General features: G+C 71.9%; 14 protein-coding genes. 2 read left to right on the forward strand and 12 right to left on the reverse strand.

The window, feature by feature from the left end; genetic code table 11:
* Positions 1 to 62: 62 nt before the first annotated feature.
* Entirely contained in the window at positions 63 to 2,741 is a 2,679-nt protein-coding gene (locus tag ABII15_RS24915; protein WP_353944518.1) for a SpoIIE family protein phosphatase, read from the forward strand.
* 13 nt (positions 2,742 to 2,754) lie between these two features.
* On the opposite strand, the gene ABII15_RS24920 is transcribed toward ABII15_RS24915, so the two are convergent.
* The 7 genes from ABII15_RS24920 to ABII15_RS24950 form a co-directional block, all read right to left on the reverse strand.
* Positions 2,755 to 3,468 (reverse strand): PspA/IM30 family protein, encoded by a 714-nt coding sequence (locus tag ABII15_RS24920; protein ID WP_353944519.1) that lies wholly within the window; start codon positions 3,466 to 3,468, stop codon positions 2,755 to 2,757.
* 45 nt (positions 3,469 to 3,513) lie between these two features.
* Positions 3,514 to 5,607, reverse strand: coding sequence for a TPM domain-containing protein (locus tag ABII15_RS24925; protein WP_353944520.1), 2,094 nt, complete (start codon positions 5,605 to 5,607; stop codon positions 3,514 to 3,516).
* A gap of 93 nt (positions 5,608 to 5,700) precedes the next feature.
* The gene (locus ABII15_RS24930) at positions 5,701 to 7,107 is read right to left on the reverse strand and encodes a glucoamylase family protein (protein ID WP_353944521.1); all 1,407 of its coding nucleotides are present in this window, start codon (positions 7,105 to 7,107) and stop codon (positions 5,701 to 5,703) included.
* Positions 7,108 to 7,383: 276 nt separating this feature from the next.
* A complete protein-coding gene (locus ABII15_RS24935) occupies positions 7,384 to 8,595 on the reverse strand; it encodes a family 1 glycosylhydrolase (protein WP_353944522.1) in 1,212 nt (403 codons plus the stop codon).
* A 47-nt stretch (positions 8,596 to 8,642) separates the two neighbouring features.
* The gene (locus ABII15_RS24940) at positions 8,643 to 9,500 is read right to left on the reverse strand and encodes a carbohydrate ABC transporter permease (protein ID WP_353944523.1); all 858 of its coding nucleotides are present in this window, start codon (positions 9,498 to 9,500) and stop codon (positions 8,643 to 8,645) included.
* Positions 9,497 to 10,471, reverse strand: coding sequence for a sugar ABC transporter permease (locus ABII15_RS24945; RefSeq protein ID WP_353944524.1), 975 nt, complete (start codon positions 10,469 to 10,471; stop codon positions 9,497 to 9,499). Before ABII15_RS24945 ends, ABII15_RS24940 begins: the two co-directional genes overlap by 4 nt.
* An 81-nt stretch (positions 10,472 to 10,552) precedes the next feature.
* Complete coding sequence (locus ABII15_RS24950; RefSeq protein ID WP_353944525.1) at positions 10,553 to 11,797, reverse strand: sugar ABC transporter substrate-binding protein; 1,245 nt, start codon at positions 11,795 to 11,797, stop codon at positions 10,553 to 10,555.
* Between the two features lie 270 nt (positions 11,798 to 12,067).
* Between ABII15_RS24950 and ABII15_RS24955 the strand changes: the two genes are divergently transcribed.
* Positions 12,068 to 13,060, forward strand: a complete 993-nt coding sequence (locus ABII15_RS24955; protein ID WP_353944526.1) for an acetylxylan esterase — start codon at positions 12,068 to 12,070, stop codon at positions 13,058 to 13,060.
* A gap of 427 nt (positions 13,061 to 13,487) precedes the next feature.
* Here the strand turns inward: ABII15_RS24955 and ABII15_RS24960 are convergent, their stop codons facing one another.
* From ABII15_RS24960 to ABII15_RS24980, 5 genes are all read right to left on the reverse strand, one after another.
* Positions 13,488 to 14,564 (reverse strand): LacI family DNA-binding transcriptional regulator, encoded by a 1,077-nt coding sequence (locus ABII15_RS24960; RefSeq protein WP_353944527.1) that lies wholly within the window; start codon positions 14,562 to 14,564, stop codon positions 13,488 to 13,490.
* Positions 14,565 to 14,862: 298 nt separating this feature from the next.
* On the reverse strand, positions 14,863 to 15,636 hold the full coding sequence (locus ABII15_RS24965) for a succinate dehydrogenase/fumarate reductase iron-sulfur subunit (RefSeq protein ID WP_353944528.1): 774 nt from the start codon (positions 15,634 to 15,636) through the stop codon (positions 14,863 to 14,865).
* Positions 15,633 to 17,564: a fumarate reductase/succinate dehydrogenase flavoprotein subunit gene (locus ABII15_RS24970; RefSeq protein ID WP_353944529.1), complete on the reverse strand. Its 1,932-nt coding sequence runs from the start codon at positions 17,562 to 17,564 to the stop codon at positions 15,633 to 15,635. Before ABII15_RS24970 ends, ABII15_RS24965 begins: the two co-directional genes overlap by 4 nt.
* On the reverse strand, positions 17,564 to 18,403 hold the full coding sequence (locus ABII15_RS24975) for a hypothetical protein (protein WP_353944530.1): 840 nt from the start codon (positions 18,401 to 18,403) through the stop codon (positions 17,564 to 17,566). Before ABII15_RS24975 ends, ABII15_RS24970 begins: the two co-directional genes overlap by 1 nt.
* A 43-nt stretch (positions 18,404 to 18,446) precedes the next feature.
* The gene (locus tag ABII15_RS24980) at positions 18,447 to 18,737 is read right to left on the reverse strand and encodes a hypothetical protein (protein WP_353944531.1); all 291 of its coding nucleotides are present in this window, start codon (positions 18,735 to 18,737) and stop codon (positions 18,447 to 18,449) included.
* Positions 18,738 to 18,894 lie beyond the last annotated feature (157 nt).

An 18,894-nucleotide genomic window follows, 5' to 3' on the forward strand; every position in this document is an offset into this window, starting at 1 on the left:
TGTGATCGTGAACACCGTGTCGTGCGGCACCGTAGTGCTGGATACTGCGGGCAGCCGCCCCGGTGACCGGTGCCGGACGCGGTGAGCTGGAGGGGACGGTTCGCGTGAGCGAGATACCAGCGAAGGCCGGGGCGTCCGAGGGCGCTCCGGACGCGGCGTCGACGCCGGATGCGGGCCGGACGTCGCTGGAGCGGACGCGGGCGGAGACCGGGCCGGTCGCCGACATCTGGCAGACGAGCCCGCCCGGATCGATCTACGACTACATCAAGGTCGCCTCGTTCTCGATCGGCCCCGACGGACTGATCGACCAGTGGAGCCTGCGGGCCGCGCAGATCTTCGGCGTCACGGCCGGGGACGCCGTGGGCAAGGATCCCGTCGAGGCCTTCGTCCCGCCCGAGCTGCGCGACCGCGGCCGCCGCAAGATGGCGGAGATCCTGGACGGACGGGAGTGGACCGGCGTCGTGCCGTTCCGCACGCACGGCGAGGGGCCGGGCGGGGCCGGGGAGCAGCACGGCACGGCCGAGGTCTATGTGATGCCGTCGACCACCGAGTCGGGTGAGCGCGGAGCGGTCTGCATCGTCGTGGACGTCCAGACCCTGCGGAGCATCGAGACGGACCTCGCCGCCTCGCAGTCGATTTTCGGTCAATCTCCCTTCGGCTTCCTGCTGTTCGACACCGACCTCAAGGTCCAGCGGGCCAACCGCACGTTCACCTCGGTCTTCGGCGGCCACGTCGACGACCACCGCGGCCGCACCGTCCACGACTATCTGCCGCGCCACGAGGCCGACCGGGTGCAGGGCGCGCTGCGCCGGGTCCTGGAGACCGGCGACGCCGTCACCGACATGCAGCTCGTCGGCCCCGCCCCGGACTCCTCCGAGCGACGGCACTGGTCCATCAACCTCTACCGCGTGCACACCGGTTCGGGCCGGCCCATCGGCGTCGCCGGGCTCGCCACCGACGTCACCCGGCGGCACGCCGCCGCCCGCGAGGCCGCCCACGCCCGACGGAATCTGGCCCTTCTGAACGAGGCGGGCGCCCGCATCGGCAACTCCCTCGACCTGGAGACGACCTCCCGCGAACTCCTCGACGTGGTCGTGCCCGGCTTCTGCGACCTGGCCTCCGTCGACCTGTACCAGGGACTGCTCTCCGGCGACGAGACGGCGCTGGCCAACCACCGGCTCGCCGACGGCAGCGCCGAGCTGCGCCGGGTCGCCGTCGCGAGCGCCGTGGCCGACGTGCCCTTCCTCGACCTGGGCGGCGAGGCGCCGGTCAGCGTCGGCGCCGTGCACCGCTTCGCGTTCAACTCCGCGTGCGCGGACGCCCTGCGCACCGCCCGCCCGCAGACCCTGCCCGCGCAGCCCGGCGGCCTCGTCCAGTCGACGCTCGCCGTGCCGATGGTCGCGCACGACACCGTCGTCGGCCTCGTGCAGTTCTCCCGCGCCAAGGGCAGCGAGCCGTTCAACGAGCGGGACCGGGCGCTCGCCATGGAACTGGCCGCGCGCGCCGCGGTCTGTATCGACAACGCCCGGCTGTACCGCCGCGAGCACGAGCGCGCCCTGATACTGCAGCGCTCCCTGCTCCCGCCGGACAATCCCGAGGCGTCCGGCCTCGACATCGCCTGCCGCTACCTTCCGGGCAACGCGGCGACCGAGGTCGGCGGCGACTGGTTCGACGTCATCGAACTCCCCGGCCACCGCACGGCGCTGGTCGTCGGCGACGTGATGGGCCGGGGCCTGCGCGCCGCCGTCGCCATGGGCGAACTGCGCACCGCCGTGCGCACCCTGGCCCTGCTCGACCTCGAACCGGCCGAGGTGCTCAGCGCCCTCGACGAGATCGCCCGCGGCCTCGGCACCCCCGGCGGCGTCCAGCAGGCCACCCGCGCCGCCCGCACCGCGAACCAGGGCGGCGAGGACCTCTCCGAGGTCTACCTGGCCACCTGCGTCTACGCGGTCTACGACGCCGTCACCCGCCGCTGCACCTTCGCCAACGCCGGCCACCTCCCACCGGTCCTGGTCGAACCCGGCGAGGGCGCGCTGATGCTCGACGTACCCCCGGGCATGCCGCTCGGTGTCGGCGGCGAGCCCTTCGAGGAGGTGGAGGTCGAACTCCCGGAGGGCAGTCTGCTCGCGCTGTACACGGACGGCCTGGTCGAATCCCGTGACCACCCGCTCGACGAGGGACTGTCCGCGTTCCGGGCCGCCCTCGACGACCCCTCACCGGCCCTGGAGGACGTCTGCGACCACGTCCTCACCACCCTCGACACCCACCACGGCGAGGACGACATCGCCCTGCTGATGGCCCGCGTCCAGGGCCTGCCGGCCGACAACGTCGGCGACTGGACGCTGCCGCGCGAGCCGAAGTCGGTCGGCCGGGCCCGCGAGCTGACACGCACCCAACTGCTCGCCTGGGATCTCGAACCCCTCGTCGACACCACGGAGCTGCTGGTCAGCGAGCTGGTCACCAACGCCCTGCGGTACGGCGAGGGCGAGATCAGGCTCCGGCTGCTGCTCGACCGCTCGCTGGTGTGCGAGGTGTGGGACGCCGGGCTCGTACAGCCGCGCCGGCGCCGCGCCCGGGACACCGACGAGGGCGGCCGCGGCCTCCAGCTCGTCGGCCTGCTCAGCGCGGCCTGGGGCTCGCGGCGCACCCCGCGCGGCAAGACGGTCTGGTTCGAACTCCCGCTGCCGGACGGCGACGCGGGCCTGGTGGACCCGACGGAGGCCCTGCTCAGCCTCTTCTGAGGGCCGGAAGAATCTAGGAGCCGCTCTTCAGCGCCGCGAGCCGGGCCTCGATCTCGGCCGCGTCGCCGAGCGAGTCGAGCTGCTCGAACTGCGCGTCGAGGGAGGACTCGGCCAGCTCCTGCTTGCCGAGCGCCTTCGCCTCCTCGCGCCGCACCTTGTCCTCGAAGCGGCCCAGCTCGCTGTTGGGGTCGAGGACGTCGATGTTCTTCGCCGCGTCCAGCATCTGGTTCTGCGCCTGCGCGGTCTTGGAGCGGGCCACCAACTGGTCCCGCTTGGACTGGAGTTCCGTCAGCTTCGTCTTCATCTGGTCGAGCCCGGCCTTGAGCTTGCCGACCACCTCGGTCTGCGCGGCGATCGTCGGCTCGGCGTCCTTCGCCTCCTTCTCGGACTGCAACTGCCGGCCGAGGGCGACCTTGGCGAGGTTGTCGAACCGGTCGGCCTCCGCCGCGGTCCCCGCCGCCCGCAGCTCGTCCGCCTTCCTGCTGGCCGCGAGCGCCTTGCCGCCCCACTCGGCGGCCGCGTCCACGTCCTCCGCGTGGTCCTGCTCCAGCATCCGCAGATTGCCGATGGTGGTGGCCACCGCCTCCTCGGCCTCCGCGATGTTGTTCGTGTAGTCGCGGATCAGCTGGTCGATCATCTTCTGCGGATCCTCCGCGCTGTCGAGCAGCGCGTTGATGTTCGCCTTCGCGAGCTGCGCGACCCGGCCGAGGATGGTCTGCTTCGTCATGGTCAAGTCCTCACGTTCAGTGCGACAGGTACTCGGAACAGGTGGTCAGAAGCGCCCGCCGCCGCCCCGGCGGCCGCGCGTCCCCCCGCCGCCGAAACTGCCGGGCCCGCCCCCGCCGCCGAAGCCGCCCCCGCCGGGACCGCCGCCCAGGCCGCCTCCGCCGCGCCCGCCGTTCAGCAGCCCGCCGAGGATGATCCCGCCGAGCACCGCGCCGCCCATGCCGCTGCCGCCGCGCCCGCCGGAGCCCCCGCCCCCGTACGGATTGCCGTACGAGCGCACGTCCCGCTCGGCGAGTGCCTGCGCCTGCCGGGCCAGCGCGTCCGCCTGCTGCGCCTCGGTGAGCGCGGCGGCCGGGTCGCCGTCCTGACCGGCCTGCGCGTTGGCCAGCCGCCGCTCGGCCTCCGCGAGCCGGGTGCGGGCCTCGCTGCCGACGGCGCCGCGGTGCGTGGTGATGAAGTCCGCGGCCGCCCCCGAACTGCTGCGCGCGGCGAGCAGGGCCTGGCCGAGCAGCGAGCGGGCCCGCGCGGTGCCCGCCTCCCGCTCGCGCGCCGCCACCAGCGCCTCGTCCAGCGCCGTGTCGGCCTCCTCGACCCGGCGCAGCGCGTCGATCGGGTCGTACGGTCCCGCCGCGAGCTCCGCGCGCACCTGGCCCACGACGGACTCGACCCGCGCTATGCGGCCGCGCAGATCGGCGGTGGAGACGCCCTGCCCGGTGCCCTCCAGGAGGCCGCGCGCGTCCGCGAGGTCGGTGTCGGACTCGGTGAGCGCGGCGGGCAGCTTCTCGTCGGCCTCGGCCAGCTCACCGGCCAGCCGGTCGATCGCGGTGACGAACGTGCCCGCCTGGTCGACGGCGCCCTCGGCGGCCCGCAGATGGACGGCGCCCTTGCCCGCCTCGCCCGTGTCGACGCAGCTGCGGGCCTGGTTGAGCTGGGTGGTGGCGAACACCAGCCGGTCCTTGGCCTGCTCGACATGGCCCTCGACGGTCTGGAGGGCGGACGCCGCGTACCGGCCGCCGAGCGCCGTCAGGGTCTCCTGCGCGCCGGTGGTGCGGGCCGCCAGCTCGCGGAAGGCCCGCTCGGCGTGGGCGAGGGCCTCGGGCGCGTTCTGCTCCAGGGCGCGCAGCCGGTCGAAGTCGGCGGACTGCGCGTCGAGCCCGCGCTGCGCCCCGGTGCACCGGCTGATGATCTCCTCCAGCATCCGCCGCTTCGTCGCGTCGTCCTCGGGGAAGGCGTCGTCGAGCTGCTGGCGCAGCTTGAAGGCGGCGGTCAGCCCGGTCCGCGCGGACGTGAGCGCCGCCTGGAACTCCTCGACCGCGTCCTCGCCGAACTGGGCGGTCGCGAAGCCCAGCTCCTCGGTGCTGGTGCGCACCGCGTCATCGGTCTCCACCAGCAGCAGCCTGGCCCGCTTGTCCAGCTCGGGCAGCGGCGTCTCCGGCGGCTTCCCCCAGCCCTGCGCGCCGCCGCCGGGCGGGCGGCCGGTGCCCCCGCGCCGCTTGCGGCGGGTGAGCGCGTACACGGCCACGGCACCGGCCCCGCCGACGGCGACCACCGGCAGCACCAGGTCACCGGCGCCGCTGCCGCCGGAGTCGCCCGCGCCCGGGTCGGCGGCGCCGGGCGTGATCGTCGGGGTGGGCACGGGCCGGCCCGCGACGACCGCGCCGATCCCGTCGGCGGCGGCGACGGCGGCGCCCGCCCAGTCGTTCTCGCGCAGCGCCGGTTCCACGGCGGTCCGCGCGATGTCCCGGATCTGGGCGTCGGTGAGCCGGGAGTCCTGGTCGACGGAGAACGCGTACTGCCGGTCGTGGGTGGCGACGGCGAGCAGGACGTCGTCGAGGCCCAGGCCGTTGCGGTCGGCCGTGGCGTCGGCCCAGTTCTGTGCGGAGCGGCCGGAGAAGTCGCGTACGTAGACGACGAAGAGCTGGATGCCGCGCGCGTCGTCGAGGCCGGTGAGCGCGGTGGCGGCGGCGCCCTCGCGGTCCCCGAGGGCGTTCACCCTGTCGGTGAGCTGGCCGGTGCGGGAGAGCGTGACGGGATCGTCGGCGTGGCCGGGGGACGCGGGCAGCAGCAGCCAGGCCAGGGCGAGCAGCACGGCGGCGGCCGTCCGCCCGGCTATCGGGCGCGGGGAAGCGGCGGACGTCACGTTTGGGAGCGTATGTCCGTGAAGAAGGTGCCGCGACCGGGGCGCCCCCACAGCACCCTCACGGTCGCGGCACCCGTCTGTGGGGCCGGAGCGTCAGACCGAGAACCGCTCCCTGGCCAGCAGCGGCCGCACCCGCGCCGCGAAACCGCCGGTGCGGAACGGGCGCTGCAGCAGGCCGGGCCGCAGCTGCTGGGCGAGCGCGGCGGCGATCATGCCCTGGTCCAGGGCGAGCACGAAGTCGCTGACCCGGCCGGTCGTGACGTCCACCGAGTCGCGGAAGCCGTACGTCTCGTCGTACGCGCCGAAGTCCGCGGCCAGCGCGTTCAGGTTCGCCACCGCCTCCCGGCGGGCGTACGGCAGCGCCAGGAAGGAGGCGTGCGGGGTGACGACCCCGAGCGAGTGGTAGCCGTCCTCCTGCATGCCGAGCGCGTCCACGCCGTACTCGCGGTAGCCGCCCTCGGGGATGTTCGCCGGGGAGAATCCCCAGTAGCCGTATCCCGCCTCCTGGAGGCCGTGCTCGATCTGGCCGCGCACATAGCGGCCGTGCGTGACGCCCCAGGAGCCCGGGGACCACTCCGGCTCCGGCACGAACAGCGGGACCATCAGCGCCTCGAACATCGAGCCGCCCCAGGTCGGCACGAACGCGCGGCCCCGGTAGGTGTAGTGGCCCTGCCAGACGCGGACGCCGTCCATGGCCACGTACGAACCCTCCGGCTCCTGCTCCTGGCCGCTGCCCGGCAGCAGGGTCCGGAAGAGGTGCCAGTAGTGGTCGGCGGGCAGGCTGCCGTCGGCGATCCCCAGGTAACTGGCCATCCGCGGCTCGGTGTTGAGAGCCCCGTAGTGGTGGCCGGTCGGCTCGCCCCTGCCCGGCTTGTCGGGCCAGAAGCCGCCGCGCAGCTGGCCGGGGCCCGCCACCGGGTCGGCCGGGTCGTACGGCGTGTAGTAGTACGACCAGTCGGCGCCGGCAAGGAGCTTCGCGACGCGCGGGCGCAGGCCCGGGGCGGCGTCGGCCGCGATCCGCAGGCCGGTCACCAGCCAGGCGTTGTCCACCGAGGACAGGAACGGGCGGACCGTCTCGCCCGTCGCGGGCCACGTCGTCAGCACGCTGCCGTCGTGCGCGTCGTACCAGTTGAACCAGAACCCGTGCGCCCGTTCCAGGCGCTCGACGGCCGTGACCGTCCGGGTGAGCCGGCGCTCCATCTCGCCCCGGGTGATCACCCCGAGCCCGCCCGCGGCGGCCGTCGCCCACAGACCGCAGCCGATGTTGGTCGGCGAGGTCTGCACGGACGGCTCCGGCCGCCCGGAACCGCTGACGTCGATCTTGTCGGCGGTGAGCCCGAAGCCGGTCGTCATCGCCTCGATCGAGCGGTACGTCGAACGGAACCAGGTGCGCAGGCGCACCGGATCGACGGCGGCGGAGGCGCTCGCGGCCGGGGCGGCGCCCAGCGTGAGCCCGGCGCCACCGGCACCGGCGGCCATGAGGAACGTACGGCGATCCATGAAGGTCCTTCTCCCGGGAGATCCGAACGGGCAGCTGTGGAAGGGAAGTTCGTGGTGCTCGTGAAGGTGGTGGAGCGAGGGCCGGCGCAGATCAGGTGGGCGCCGGCCCCCGCCCGTGGTGGACCCGCGAGGTCAGGGTTCGCGGGCCCCGGGACCGGGACAGCGGGGGTCAGGGTCCGCGGTCCCGAGTGTCGCGGGCGGCCCGGGGGATGGGCCGCCCGCGACGGATCAGGGGTGGGCGGCGGCGACGCAGGGGTTCGAGCCGCCGCCCACCGGTCACAGGCGCGGCAGCGCGCGCTCGCGGCCCAGGCCGCCGAGCCAGTGCGCGGCCGGCTTGGGCGTACGGGCGAAGGTCTCGCCGTCCCAGCCGATGAGGCCGAACGTCGCCTTGTAGGTGCCCCACTCGTAGTTGTCGAGCGCGCTCCAGGCGAGGTAGCCGCGGACGTCGATGCCATCCTCGATGCAGGCCGCGACCGCGTCGAGCGCGCCCGCGTAGTAGTCGATGCGGCGCTGCTCGTCACCGGTGGCGATGCCGTTCTCGGTGACGACGACCGGGGTGTCCGGGCCGATCAGTTCGGCGGTGTGCCGGATCGCGTGGCCGACGGCCTCCGGGTAGTACTCCCACGAGGTCAGGGTGCGCTCGGCGTCGGCCGGGGCCGGGATCGGGCCGTCCGCGCCGATCTTCGTACGGGTGTAGGACTGCACGCCGATCCAGTCGTCGCCGCGCGCGGCCTCGATGAAGATGTCCTCGCGGGGGTGGCGGTAGGCGGCGGTGACCTCCTCGGCGCCCGGCTCGGCCTGGTAGACCTGGTTGGCGATGGTCCAGCCGACCTTGATCTCCGGCTTGATCGAGCGCACCGCCTTCACCGCGGCGTGGTGCGCGGCGATCACGGCGTGCGTCGTCTCCTCGTCGGGGAAGGGCAGCCCGGCGGGCGGGAAGCCCTGGTCGCCGCGCTTGGCGAGACCGGCCATCACGGCGATCATGTTCGGCTCGTTGATCGTGCAGACGTGCTCGACACCGTCGGCGATGATCGGCGCGCACTCCTCGACGTACCGCGCGAACAGCTCGGCGGCGCCCTCGGCGGTGAAGCCGCCCAGGTCCTCGAACCACTGCGGGATCGTGAAGTGGTGCAGCGTGACGTTCGGCCGCAGGCCGCGGGCGATCGCGCCCTCCACCATGCGGCGGTAGTGGGCTATCTCGGCGCGCGAGAAGTAGCCGCGGACGGGCTCGATGCGGGCCCACTCGACGCTGAACCGGTAGTCGGTGAAGCCGAGTTCGGCGAGCAGGTCCATGTCCTGCTCCCAGCGGTGGTAGCTGTCGCAGGCGTCCAGGCTCGGCTCGTGGATCCCGGCCGCCGGGTCGTGCTCCTTGCGCCACCAGTCGCTGTTGACGTTGTTGCCCTCGATCTGGTGGGCGGCGGTCGAGGCGCCCCACAGGAACCCGTCGGGGAAGGGGAGCGTGCGCGTCGGGGCAGGGGTGAGCGTCATGGTGATGATGCCTGTCTTTCTACGTGCGTGTGGGGGGCCGGGGCGGCTTACTTCATGCCGGCGGTGGCGATGCCCTGGGTGAAGTGGCGCTGGAGGACCGCGAAGACGATCAGCACGGGCAGGACGACGAGCAGCGAGCCCGCCATCAGCATTCCGTTGCCGCCGCCGACCGTGCGGTTGGGGTCGTTGGCGAAGGTCGCGAGCGCCACCGGGAGCGTGTACTTGTCGGGGTCGTTGGTCGCGATCAGCGGCCAGATGAAGTTGTTCCACGACCCGAGGAACGTGAAGATCGTCAGCGTCGCGAGGGCGGGCTTTACCAGCGGAAGGACGATCCGCCAGAAGATGTACCACTCGCCGGCGCCGTCCATCCGGGCCGCTTCGAGCAGCTCGTCCGGGATCGACTGCATGAACTGCCGCATCAGGAAGACGCCGAACGCGCCCGCCGCGAAGGGCAGCACCAGGCCCGCGTAGGTGTCCAGCAGGTTCAGCTGGTTGATCAGCACGAACAGCGGCAGGACCATCAGGTTCGCCGGGACCATCAGGGCGGCGAGCACGATCCCGAAGACCTTCGAGCGGCCGCTGAAGTTCAGCTTGGCCAGCGCGTAGCCGAGCATCGAGCAGAACAGCAGGTTGCACACGGTCACGAGCACGGCGACGATCACCGAGTTCAGGAAGTACCGCGGCATGTCCAGCTGGTCGAGCAGATCGCTGAAGTTCTTCAGCGTCCACTCGGAGGGGATCCAGACCGGCGGGCTCGCGGTCAGGTCCTTCTTGGTCTTGAAGGCGCTCAGCGCCATCCACAGGAAGGGCGCGGCCATCACCAGGAGGCCGAGCGAGGCGACGACGTAGAGCAGCGGCTTGCGGACCCGGCCCTCGGGCCGGCGGGTGGGGGTGACGGCGCTCATTTCGTGTTGTCCTTCATCAGTCGCAGCTGCAGCACCGTGATGCCCATGATCACCACGAACAGGACGTACGCCATGGCGCTCGCGTAGCCCATGTTGAAGAACCGGAAGCCCTGGAAGTACATGTCGAGGGAGACGGTCATCGTGGAGTCGGAGGGGCCGCCCTGGGTCATCACGAACGGCTCCTCGAACACGTTGAGGTAACCGATCGTCGTGATGACCGTGGCGTACAGGAGCGTCGGGCGCAGCAGCGGCACCGTGATCCGGCGCAGCTCCTGCCAGGCGCTCGCCCCGTCGAGCCGGGCGGCCTCGCGGACCTCGGCCGGGATGGCCTGGAGTCCGGCGATCATGAGGACCATGACCGTGCCGAGGTTGCGCCACACCGCCATCACGATCAGCGACGGCATGGCCCAGGTCTCCGAGCCGAGGAAGTCCGGCGCGGTGAAGCCGAGTTCGTCACCGAGCCCGGCGATCAGCCCGTCCGAGGGGTCGAGCACGAACCGCCACACGATGGCCACGGCGACGATCGTGGTGACCACCGGCGCGTAGAAGCCCACCCGGAAGAAGGTGCGGGCCCGGTCGATGCCGTTGTTGAGCAGCACCGCGACGAGCAGCCCGAGCCCGATGGTCAGCGGCACCCCGACGACCACGAAGTACGCGGTGTTGAACATCGCGCGCAGGAACTGGTCGTCGCTGAACAGCTTGGTGTAGTTCTCCAGGCCGACGAAGTTCGCGTCCATCGGCTTGCGGACGTTGCGCTGCCCGAAGTCGGTGAAGCTCATGACGAGCGTCGCGACGATCGGGAAGAGCATGAAGACCGCGAACAGCGCGAGGAACGGGGTGGAGAACAGCCATCCGGCCAGGTTCTGCTTCCCCATCGAGCGCTTCTTGCGCCGCCCCGCGCCCTGCGGGGACCCGCCGCCCGGGGCCTTCTCGGCCCCGGAGCGCGCGGGGGTGGGTGTCGTGGTGGACATGGTCGCCCTTCGGACGTCCTCCGGGCGGGTCCCTGCGGACCGTCCGGCGGGTGGGGGTTTCTTTCGCTGGGCCCTGCCGGGCTACTTCTGGACGAGGCCCTCGATCTCGCCCTGCGCCTTGTCGAGCGCGGCCTTCGGGGAGGCCTTGCCCTGGGCGGCGTCCTCGATCGCGGTGTCGATCTTCGAGGTGATCTCGGACCACTTGGGCTGGGCCGGCGAGACCTGCGCCGACTCCATCTGCGTCTTCCAGATCTTCATCTTCGGGTCGTTGGCCAGGTCACCGGAGTTCCAGGCGGTCATGTTGGCCGGAAGGTCCTTGGTGCGCTGGAACCAGTCGGCCTGGCCCTTGGTGCCCGTGAGGTACTTGACGAGCTCCTTGGCGGCGGCCTTGTGCTCGCTGTCCGCGGAGATCGTCAGGGACGAGCCGCCCGCCATGGAGGCGGAGGTCTTGTCGGTGGGCACGTTGGCGATGGCCCACTTGCCCTTGAGGTCGGGGTAGTTGTCGTCGAGCAGACCCATGTGCCAGGGGCCGCCGAAGAACATCGCGACCGCGCCGGTGTTGAAGTCCTTCGTCACGTCGTAGCCGGGACGCACCGACTTCGCGGCGAGGCCCTTCTTGAAGTAGCTGGTGTAGTTCTCCAGGGCCTTGACGGTGGCCGGGCTGTTGGCGACCGTCTTGCCGTCCTTGGTGACGATCTGGCCGCCGGCCGAGTACAGGAACTGGTAGAAGCTCTGCACCGAGTCCAGGCCGTTGGGCTGGATCGACAGGCCGTACTTCGAGCCGGCCTTCTGGTACTTCTCAGCGGCCGTCTGCAGCTCCGCCATGGTGGCCGGGGCCTTGTCGATCCCGGCCTTCTTCGCCAGGTCGGTGCGGTAGTAGAGCACGCGGGTGTCGACGTACCACGGCACGCCGTAGGCCTTGCCGTCGTACTCGCCCTGCTCCCAGCCGGCCGGGAAGTAGTCCTTCTCCTTGAAGGTCTTGGTGTCGACCTCCTCCAGGGCGCCCATGTCCGCGAACTCGGTCAGGTAGCTGCCGCCCATCTGCATCACGTCGGGCAGCTTGTTGGCGGCCGCGGCGGCGACGAGCTTCTGGTGGGCGACATCCCAGCCGATCGGGGTGACCTTCACCGTGATGTTCGGGTTGGCCTTCTCGTAGACCTTGGCGACGTCGGCGAGCTTCTCGCCCTCGGTCCCCATGGCCCAGACGGTGAGCGTCTGCTTCGCGTCGGCCGCGACCGAGTCGCCGCCGGAGCCGCCGCAGGCGGTGAGAGTGAGCGCGGACGCCAGGCTTACGGCGATCGCGGCAGTGGTTGCGCGGCGGTTCATGGACGGCTCCTCCTTGAGCGGACCGTGGAATGTATGCGCTGTCTGTAAGCGCATACATGACTCTGTAACAGCCGCCTCGGATGTGGCAAGAGGGGTCTTGGTCACACTCCCGTAACGGGACGGAAAGCCGGTGTCCCGCCGGCCGCTGCCGGACACGGCCGCGATGCCCGCCGTGTACGGCGAGCCTAAAACAGACATTCCGCTTTGAGTCGGGCCACCTCGGAAGAATTGGCCTGTACCGGATGTGATCTCTGTCCTAAGGTCGCGGCCATGACAGTCTTCGCACACGATTTCCCGTTCGACCCGACATACGGCTACACCCTCGCCGACCTGCGCGGAGTCGGTGCGCCCGACGGCGCCCCGGCCGACTTCGACACCTTCTGGCGCGGCCGCTACGAGGCCGCGCGGGCGGTGCCGACCCGGCCGGAGATCGGGCCGCTCGTGGAGGAGCGCGACGGCGTCCGCATCTTCGAGGTGACCTACACGTCGGTGGGGGACGTACGGCTCGGCGGCTGGCTGGCGCTGCCGGTGGACGGCCCGGCGGAGCACGGCTTCGTCATCGGGCACGGGTACGGCGGCCGCGACCAGGCGGGCCCCGACGTGCCGCTGCCGCTGCCCCGGTCGGCGGCGATCCTGCCCTGCGTGCGCGGGATGGTGGAGCGCGGGCTCGTCGACGGGGTGCCGTCGGTCTCCGCCGAGCACGTGCTGCACGGGATCGCTTCGCGGGAGACGTACGTGATCGGGGAGTGCGTCGCCGATCTGTGGTGCGCGGCGTCGGCGCTGCTCGAACTGGTGCCGGAGCTGGGGGAGTCGGTGGCTTCCGGCGCCGGGCTCGGCTATCTCGGGGAGAGCTTCGGCGGGGGGCTGGGCGCGCTGGCCCTGCCCTGGGACGACCGGTTCGCGGCCGGGGAGCTGACGGTGCCGACGTTCGGGAATCATCCGCTGCGGCTGACGCTGGACTGTGCGGGGAGCGGGGCGGCTGTGCGCCGCCATCACGCCGGGCATCCCGAAGTCACCGAGGTGCTCGGGTACTTCGACGCGGCGACGGCGGCGACGCGCTTGTCGAAGCCGGTGCTGGTCGCTGCCGCGCTCTTCGATCCCTCGGTGCCGTCGCCGGGGCAGTTCGCGGTGCACAACGCGCTGGCCGGGGGTGGGGAGTTGCTGGTGCTCGAGGCCGGGCACTTCGACTGGGAGGGGGACGCGGCGGCGCGGGTCGAACTTGCCGCGGCCAAGGCGGAGTTCTTCGGGCGGGCGCTGAAGTGAGGCGCGGGTCGCTGTAGTTCGGGCCGTTGCCTTCGTCTGCGGCTCACGTCGTGGCTGGTCGCGCAGTTCCCCGCGCCCCTGGGCCGTACGTCGGCTGACGGCCGGTGGCCTCTTCTCGCGCAGTTCCCCGCGCCCCTGAGGCATGCGCTGCGCGCAGCCTCCCCCTGAGGCTGCGGCTCCGCCGCGCCTCTGTAGATGAGCAGCTGTCGCACGAGGCGCGCCTCTCTTGATGAGATGGCGCACGAAGTGCGCATCTCAGGGGCGCGGGGAACTGCGCGAGAAGCGGCCACCGGGCCGCAGGCGAACGAACTACCCAGGGGCGCGGGGAACTGCGCGACCAGCCACCGCCGGGCCGTAGGCGAAGGAACTACCCAGGGGCGCGGGCGGCGGTGAGACGGGGGCGCCGCCGAAGAAGTGCGCGGCCCGATCAGGTGCAGCCGCAGCTTTCTCGGCGGGTGGGGGAAACCGGCAGCATCATCGACACCGGCTCCTTCCCCTGCTGCCCGGTGAGCCGCCGCACGAGCAGCTCCACCGCCTCCTCACCCATCCGCCGCATGGGCTGCCGCACAGTGGTGAGAGTGGGCCGCACCAGCCGGCTCAGCGCGATCCCGTCGAACCCGGTGACAGCGATGTCATCCGGCACCCGGACCCCCCGCCGCTCCAGCGTGTGCAGGGCGCCCACCGCCATCTGGTCATTGGCGAACAGCAGCGCCTCGGGCCGCGGCCCCGGCCGGTCGAGGAGTTCGTCGGTGGCCCGCGCCCCCTCGGCCTGCGTCATCATGGCGACCCGCAGATCGGGCGCGTCGGACACCGGCACCCCGGCGGCACGGCAGGCCTCGGCGTGCCCCCGGAACCGCGCGGCGACGTCGGGCGACTCCTCGGCGCCGATGTAGGCGAGGCGGCGCAGGCCGTGGTCCTCGATCAGGTGCCGGGTCAGCTCGCGCTGGCCGTCGGTGTTGGCGGTCTCGATGTGGTCCAGGTGATCGAGGTCGTCCGACTCGCGCGGCCCGGCGAGCATGACCACCGGCTGCCGCCGCGAGATGACGTCCAGGTCCTCGGTCGGCACGGTCCGGGCCAGCACCGCGAACCCGTCCACCCGCCCGGCCACCTTCGCCAGCTGGCTCTCCGGCCCGCCCTTGAGGGACGCGGCGATCAGCAGCGCGTACCCGTGCCGGCGTGCGGCGCGCTCCATCCCGCGGATGATCTGGTCGGAGTAGAGCATCGCGGCGTCGTCGTCCGCCTCGTCACCGGCGCCCGTCTCGGCCTCGGACTCGGCGTCCGGGTCGGAGTAGTCGGGAAAGCACAGGCCGAGGACGCCGGTGGAGCGGCTGGCGAGCCCGCGGGCGTTGCCACTGGGTACGTAGCCGAGCTCCCGGGCGCTGGCGAGCACCCGCTCGCGGGTCTGGGCGCGGACCGAGTCCGGGTTGCGGTAGACCCGGGAGACGGTGGCGATGGAGACCCCGGAACGTTCGGCGACGTCGTACACCGTGGGGGCTGTGCTCACTGGGTGGACCCCCGAGTGCGTGGAGTGACGGAAAGCGAAATGAAAGCGCATTCAGCCTAGGCCGGGAGAGGGCGGCGGGGCAAGGGTCACCCCTCCGCGCGGACGTGCGCCGGAGCCGGACCCCGGCCCGGCGCCGAACGTGATCGGCGACGCGGTCCCGCTGGTCACAGGCCTGCCGCCGCCACCCACCGCTGGGCGCGCGCCGAAGCCGGAGAGATCCCGGGCGCCGCTCGGCGCCTGCCCATTCCGCCCGAACCGGGCGCCCGAAGCCCGGACACCCGCCCAGCGCCGCCGCACGCTACGACGATCGCCGCCGGATCTTGTTCCCCAGCCACACCACGGGATCGTATTTGCGGTCGACCGCCCGTTCCTTCAGGGGAATCAGCGCATTGTCCGTGATCTTGATGCCCTCGGGGCAGACCTCCGTGCAGCACTTGGTGATGTTGCAGTAGCCGAGCCCGTGCTCGTCCTGCGCGGTGGCCTTGCGGTCGAGGCCGGAGTCGGACGCGGCGTCCAGGGGGTGCATGTCCAGTTCGGCGACGCGCATCAGGAAGCGCGGGCCCGCGAACGCCGTCTTGTTCTCCTCGTGGTCGCGCACCACGTGGCAGGTGTCCTGGCACAGGAAGCACTCGATGCACTTGCGGAACTCCTGCGAGCGGTCCACGTCCTCCTGCATCATCCGGTACTCGCCGGGCCCGAGGTCCTGCGGCGGGACGAAGGCCGGGACCTCGCGGGCCTTCGCGTAGTTGAAGCCGACGTCCGTGACGAGGTCCCGGACGACGGGGAACGCGCGCAGCGGCGTCACCGTGATCGTGTCGGCGGGCCCGAAGACCGACATCCGCGTCATGCACATCAGCCGCGGCCGCCCGTTGATCTCGGCCGAGCACGAACCGCACTTGCCCGCCTTGCAGTTCCAGCGGACCGCCAGGTCCGGGGCCTGGGTCGCCTGGAGCCGGTGGATGATGTCGAGGACGACCTCGCCCTCGTTCACCTCGACCTCGAAGTCCTCCAGGCCGCCACCGCCGGTGTCCCCGCGCCACACCCTGAAGTGCGCGTCATAGGCGTCGCTCACTCGAACAGCTCCTCTTCGGCCAGGTACTTGACCAGCTCCTCCTTCTCGAAGAGGGCCAGCAGGTCGGGGCGGATGGGCTCGGTCTCCTCCCGTACGAGGCTGATCTGGCCGCGCACCGGATCGGTGGCCGCCAACCCGCCCGTCGGGTCCCGGAGCTGGCACAGCAGGTTCACCCGGCGCCAGGCCCGGTCCATCGCCCCGTGGTCCTCGCGGGTGTGACCGCCGCGCGACTCCGTGCGCTCCAGCGCGGCGCGCGCCACGCACTCGCTGACCAGCAGCATGTTGCGCAGGTCGAGCGCGAGGTGCCAGCCCGGATTGAACTGCCGGTGGCCCTCGACGCCCGCCCGCCGGGCCCGCAGCCGCAGATCGGCCAGCTTGCGCAGCGCCTGCTCCATCTCGGCCTCGCGGCGGATGATGCCGACCAGGTCGTTCATCGTCTGCTGCAGTTCCTGGTGGAGCGTGTACGGGTTCTCGGGGACCGTGCCGTCCTCCGGCCCCTCGGCGGAGAAGGGGCGCAGCGCCTCGGCCGCCGCCGTGTCGATCTGTAGCTCGGCCACCACGGGGCGGGCGTCCGGGCCGGTGGCGTACGCGGCCGCGTGCAGCCCGGCCCGCCGGCCGAAGACCAGCAGGTCGGAGAGCGAGTTGCCGCCGAGCCGGTTCGAGCCGTGCATGCCGCCCGCGACCTCACCGGCCGCGTACAGTCCGGGCACGCCGCGCGCGGCGGCCGTGTCCGAGTCGACGGCGATGCCGCCCATCACGTAGTGGCAGGTCGGGCCGACCTCCATCGGCTCGGCCGTGATGTCGACGTCCGCCAGCTCCTTGAACTGGTGGTACATGGACGGCAGCCGGCGCCGGATCGTGTCGGCCGGCATCCGCGTCGACACGTCGAGGAAGACGCCGCCGTGCGGGGAGCCGCGGCCCGCCTTCACCTCGGAGTTGATGGCGCGCGCCACCTCGTCGCGCGGCAGCAGTTCGGGCGGGCGGCGGTTGTGGTCGGGGTCGTCGTACCAGCGGTCGCCCTCGGCCTCCGACTCCGCGTACTTCTCCTTGAAGACGTCGGGGATGTAGTCGAACATGAACCGCTTGCCGTCGGAGTTCTTGAGCACCCCGCCGTCGCCGCGCACCGATTCCGTGACGAGGATCCCCTTCACCGACGGCGGCCAGACCATGCCCGTCGGGTGGAACTGCACGAACTCCATGTTGAGCAGCGGCGCCCCGGCGAGCAGCGCCAGCGCGTGCCCGTCGCCGGTGTACTCCCACGAGTTCGACGTGACCTTGAACGACTTGCCGATACCGCCGGTGGCGAGGACGACGCCGGGCGCCTCGAGGACGAAGAAGCGCCCGCTCTCGCGCTCGTAGCAGAAGGCCCCGGACACCCGGCCCCCGTCGTCCTTCAGCACCCGTGTGACCGTGCACTCCTGAAAGACCTTCAGGCGCGATTCGTAGCTGCCGGTCTCCTTGAAGTCCTGCTGCTGGAGCTGGACGATCTTCTGCTGGAGGGTGCGGATCAGCTCCAGGCCCGTACGGTCGCCGACGTGGGCGAGGCGCGGGTACTCGTGGCCGCCGAAGTTGCGCTGCGAGATCCGGCCGTCCTTCGTCCGGTCGAACAGGGCGCCCCAGGTCTCCAGCTCCCACACCCGGTCGGGGGCCTCCTGCGCGTGCAGCTCCGCCATCCGCCACTGGTTCAGGAACTTGCCGCCGCGCATCGTGTCGCGGAAATGGACCTTCCAGTCGTCCCCGGAGTTCACATTGCCCATGGCGGCCGCGATGCCGCCCTCCGCCATCACCGTGTGGGCCTTGCCGAACAGGGACTTGCAGATCACGGCCGTACGCGCGCCGCGCTCCCGTGCCTCGATGGCGGCCCGGAGCCCGGCGCCGCCCGCGCCCACCACGACAACATCCCACTGCTGCCGCTCCACCACAGTCATCAGAACAACCTCGGATCGTCGAAGGCGCCGGACGCGACCAGGTACACGTAGAAGTCGGCGAGTGCCACGCTCACCAACGACGCCCAGGCGAGCAGCATGTGACGGGCGTTCAGCTTGCCCACCCAGCCCCAGAGGCGATAGCGCACGGGATGCTTCGAGAAGTGCTTGAGCCGGCCGCCCACGATGTGCCGGCACGAGTGGCAGGAGATCGTGTACGCCCAGATCAGCGTGATGTTGAGCAGGAAGATCAGGGTGCCCAGGCCCATGTGGCCCCAGGCGTAGTGCTCGTCGCGGAAGGCCAGGACCGTGTCGTAGGTCAGGACGCAGGCGACGAGCACGGCCGCGTAGAAGAAGTACCGGTGGATGTTCTGCAGGATCAGCGGGAAGCGCGTCTCGCCGGTGTACTTCTTGTGCGGCTCGGCCACCGCGCAGGCCGGGGGCGAGGCCCAGAAGCCGCGGTAGTAGGCCTTGCGGTAGTAGTAGCAGGTCAGCCGGAAGCCCAGCGGGAAGATCAGGATCAGCAGGGCCGGGGACAGGCCCCACCAGCCGCCGAACAGGCCCCAGTTGGGGCCGTGCCGCATGGTCGCGCAGTTGTCCGCCAGGCAGGGCGAGTAGAACGGCGACACGTACGGGGCCGCGTAGTAGTGGGCGTTGGCGAAGGCCCGCCACGTCGAGTAGACGACGAAGGCGAACAGGCCGGCGGCGGTCACCGCCGGGGCCAGCCACCAGCGGTCGGTGCGCAGGTGGGACGCGGCGATCGCGGCCCGGGTCCGGCCTCGGACGCCGGTGCCGCTCTCGGTAGGGGGTTCGGTACGGGAGGGTTGGGTGCCGGTGGCCAACGAAGCCTCCGCTCGAAGGGTCAGGGGCGTAACCGGGGATGCGTCACGGGGCGTGCCTGTCCCGTGCGCCGAGTCCCTCGTCGTCCGAGTCCGTCCACAGCGTGCTGTCGTACGGGGTGTCGGGGATCGGGACGAGGTCCGGGCGGCGCGGCTTCTCGTACGCGGCCGTCGCCGTCTCGCGCAGCAGGGCCAGGCTCTCGCGCAGGTGGTCGGCGTCGGCCCGTACGCGGCGGATGTCGGGGCCCGCGTCGAGCTGGGGTTCCAGGCGGCCGACGGCGCGCGTGAGGTCGTCCAGGCAACGGGTGGCTGCCGCCAGGTCGTCGGTCAGGGACATGATGTGCCTCGCTTCCGCTGGTGCGGCGGAGATGCTCATGCGCCTGCGAGTGTCGCGCGTCACATCGCGGTTTGTGAAGGGACCGGCCCGGATTCCCGGGGCGCGCCATCCCGCGCGCCCCTCTTTCACGCCCTTTCGGCCGCGCCCCGGGTAGTCC

The sequence above is a fragment of the Streptomyces sp. HUAS MG91 genome, from assembly GCF_040529335.1.
Lineage (GTDB): Bacteria > Actinomycetota > Actinomycetes > Streptomycetales > Streptomycetaceae > Streptomyces > Streptomyces tabacisoli.

Coding starts and splice junctions, on each gene's coding strand:
- ABII15_RS24940 (WP_353944523.1), bottom strand. CDS start 9,500: ATGAGCGCCGTCACCCCCACCCGCCGGCCCGAGGGCCGGGTCCGCAAG.
- ABII15_RS24930 (WP_353944521.1), bottom strand. CDS start 7,107: ATGGATCGCCGTACGTTCCTCATGGCCGCCGGTGCCGGTGGCGCCGGG.
- ABII15_RS24920 (WP_353944519.1), bottom strand. CDS start 3,468: ATGACGAAGCAGACCATCCTCGGCCGGGTCGCGCAGCTCGCGAAGGCG.
- ABII15_RS24945 (WP_353944524.1), bottom strand. CDS start 10,471: ATGTCCACCACGACACCCACCCCCGCGCGCTCCGGGGCCGAGAAGGCC.
- ABII15_RS24970 (WP_353944529.1), bottom strand. CDS start 17,564: ATGACTGTGGTGGAGCGGCAGCAGTGGGATGTTGTCGTGGTGGGCGCG.
- ABII15_RS24980 (WP_353944531.1), bottom strand. CDS start 18,737: ATGTCCCTGACCGACGACCTGGCGGCAGCCACCCGTTGCCTGGACGAC.
- ABII15_RS24950 (WP_353944525.1), bottom strand. CDS start 11,797: ATGAACCGCCGCGCAACCACTGCCGCGATCGCCGTAAGCCTGGCGTCC.
- ABII15_RS24955 (WP_353944526.1), top strand. CDS start 12,068: ATGACAGTCTTCGCACACGATTTCCCGTTCGACCCGACATACGGCTAC.
- ABII15_RS24935 (WP_353944522.1), bottom strand. CDS start 8,595: ATGACGCTCACCCCTGCCCCGACGCGCACGCTCCCCTTCCCCGACGGG.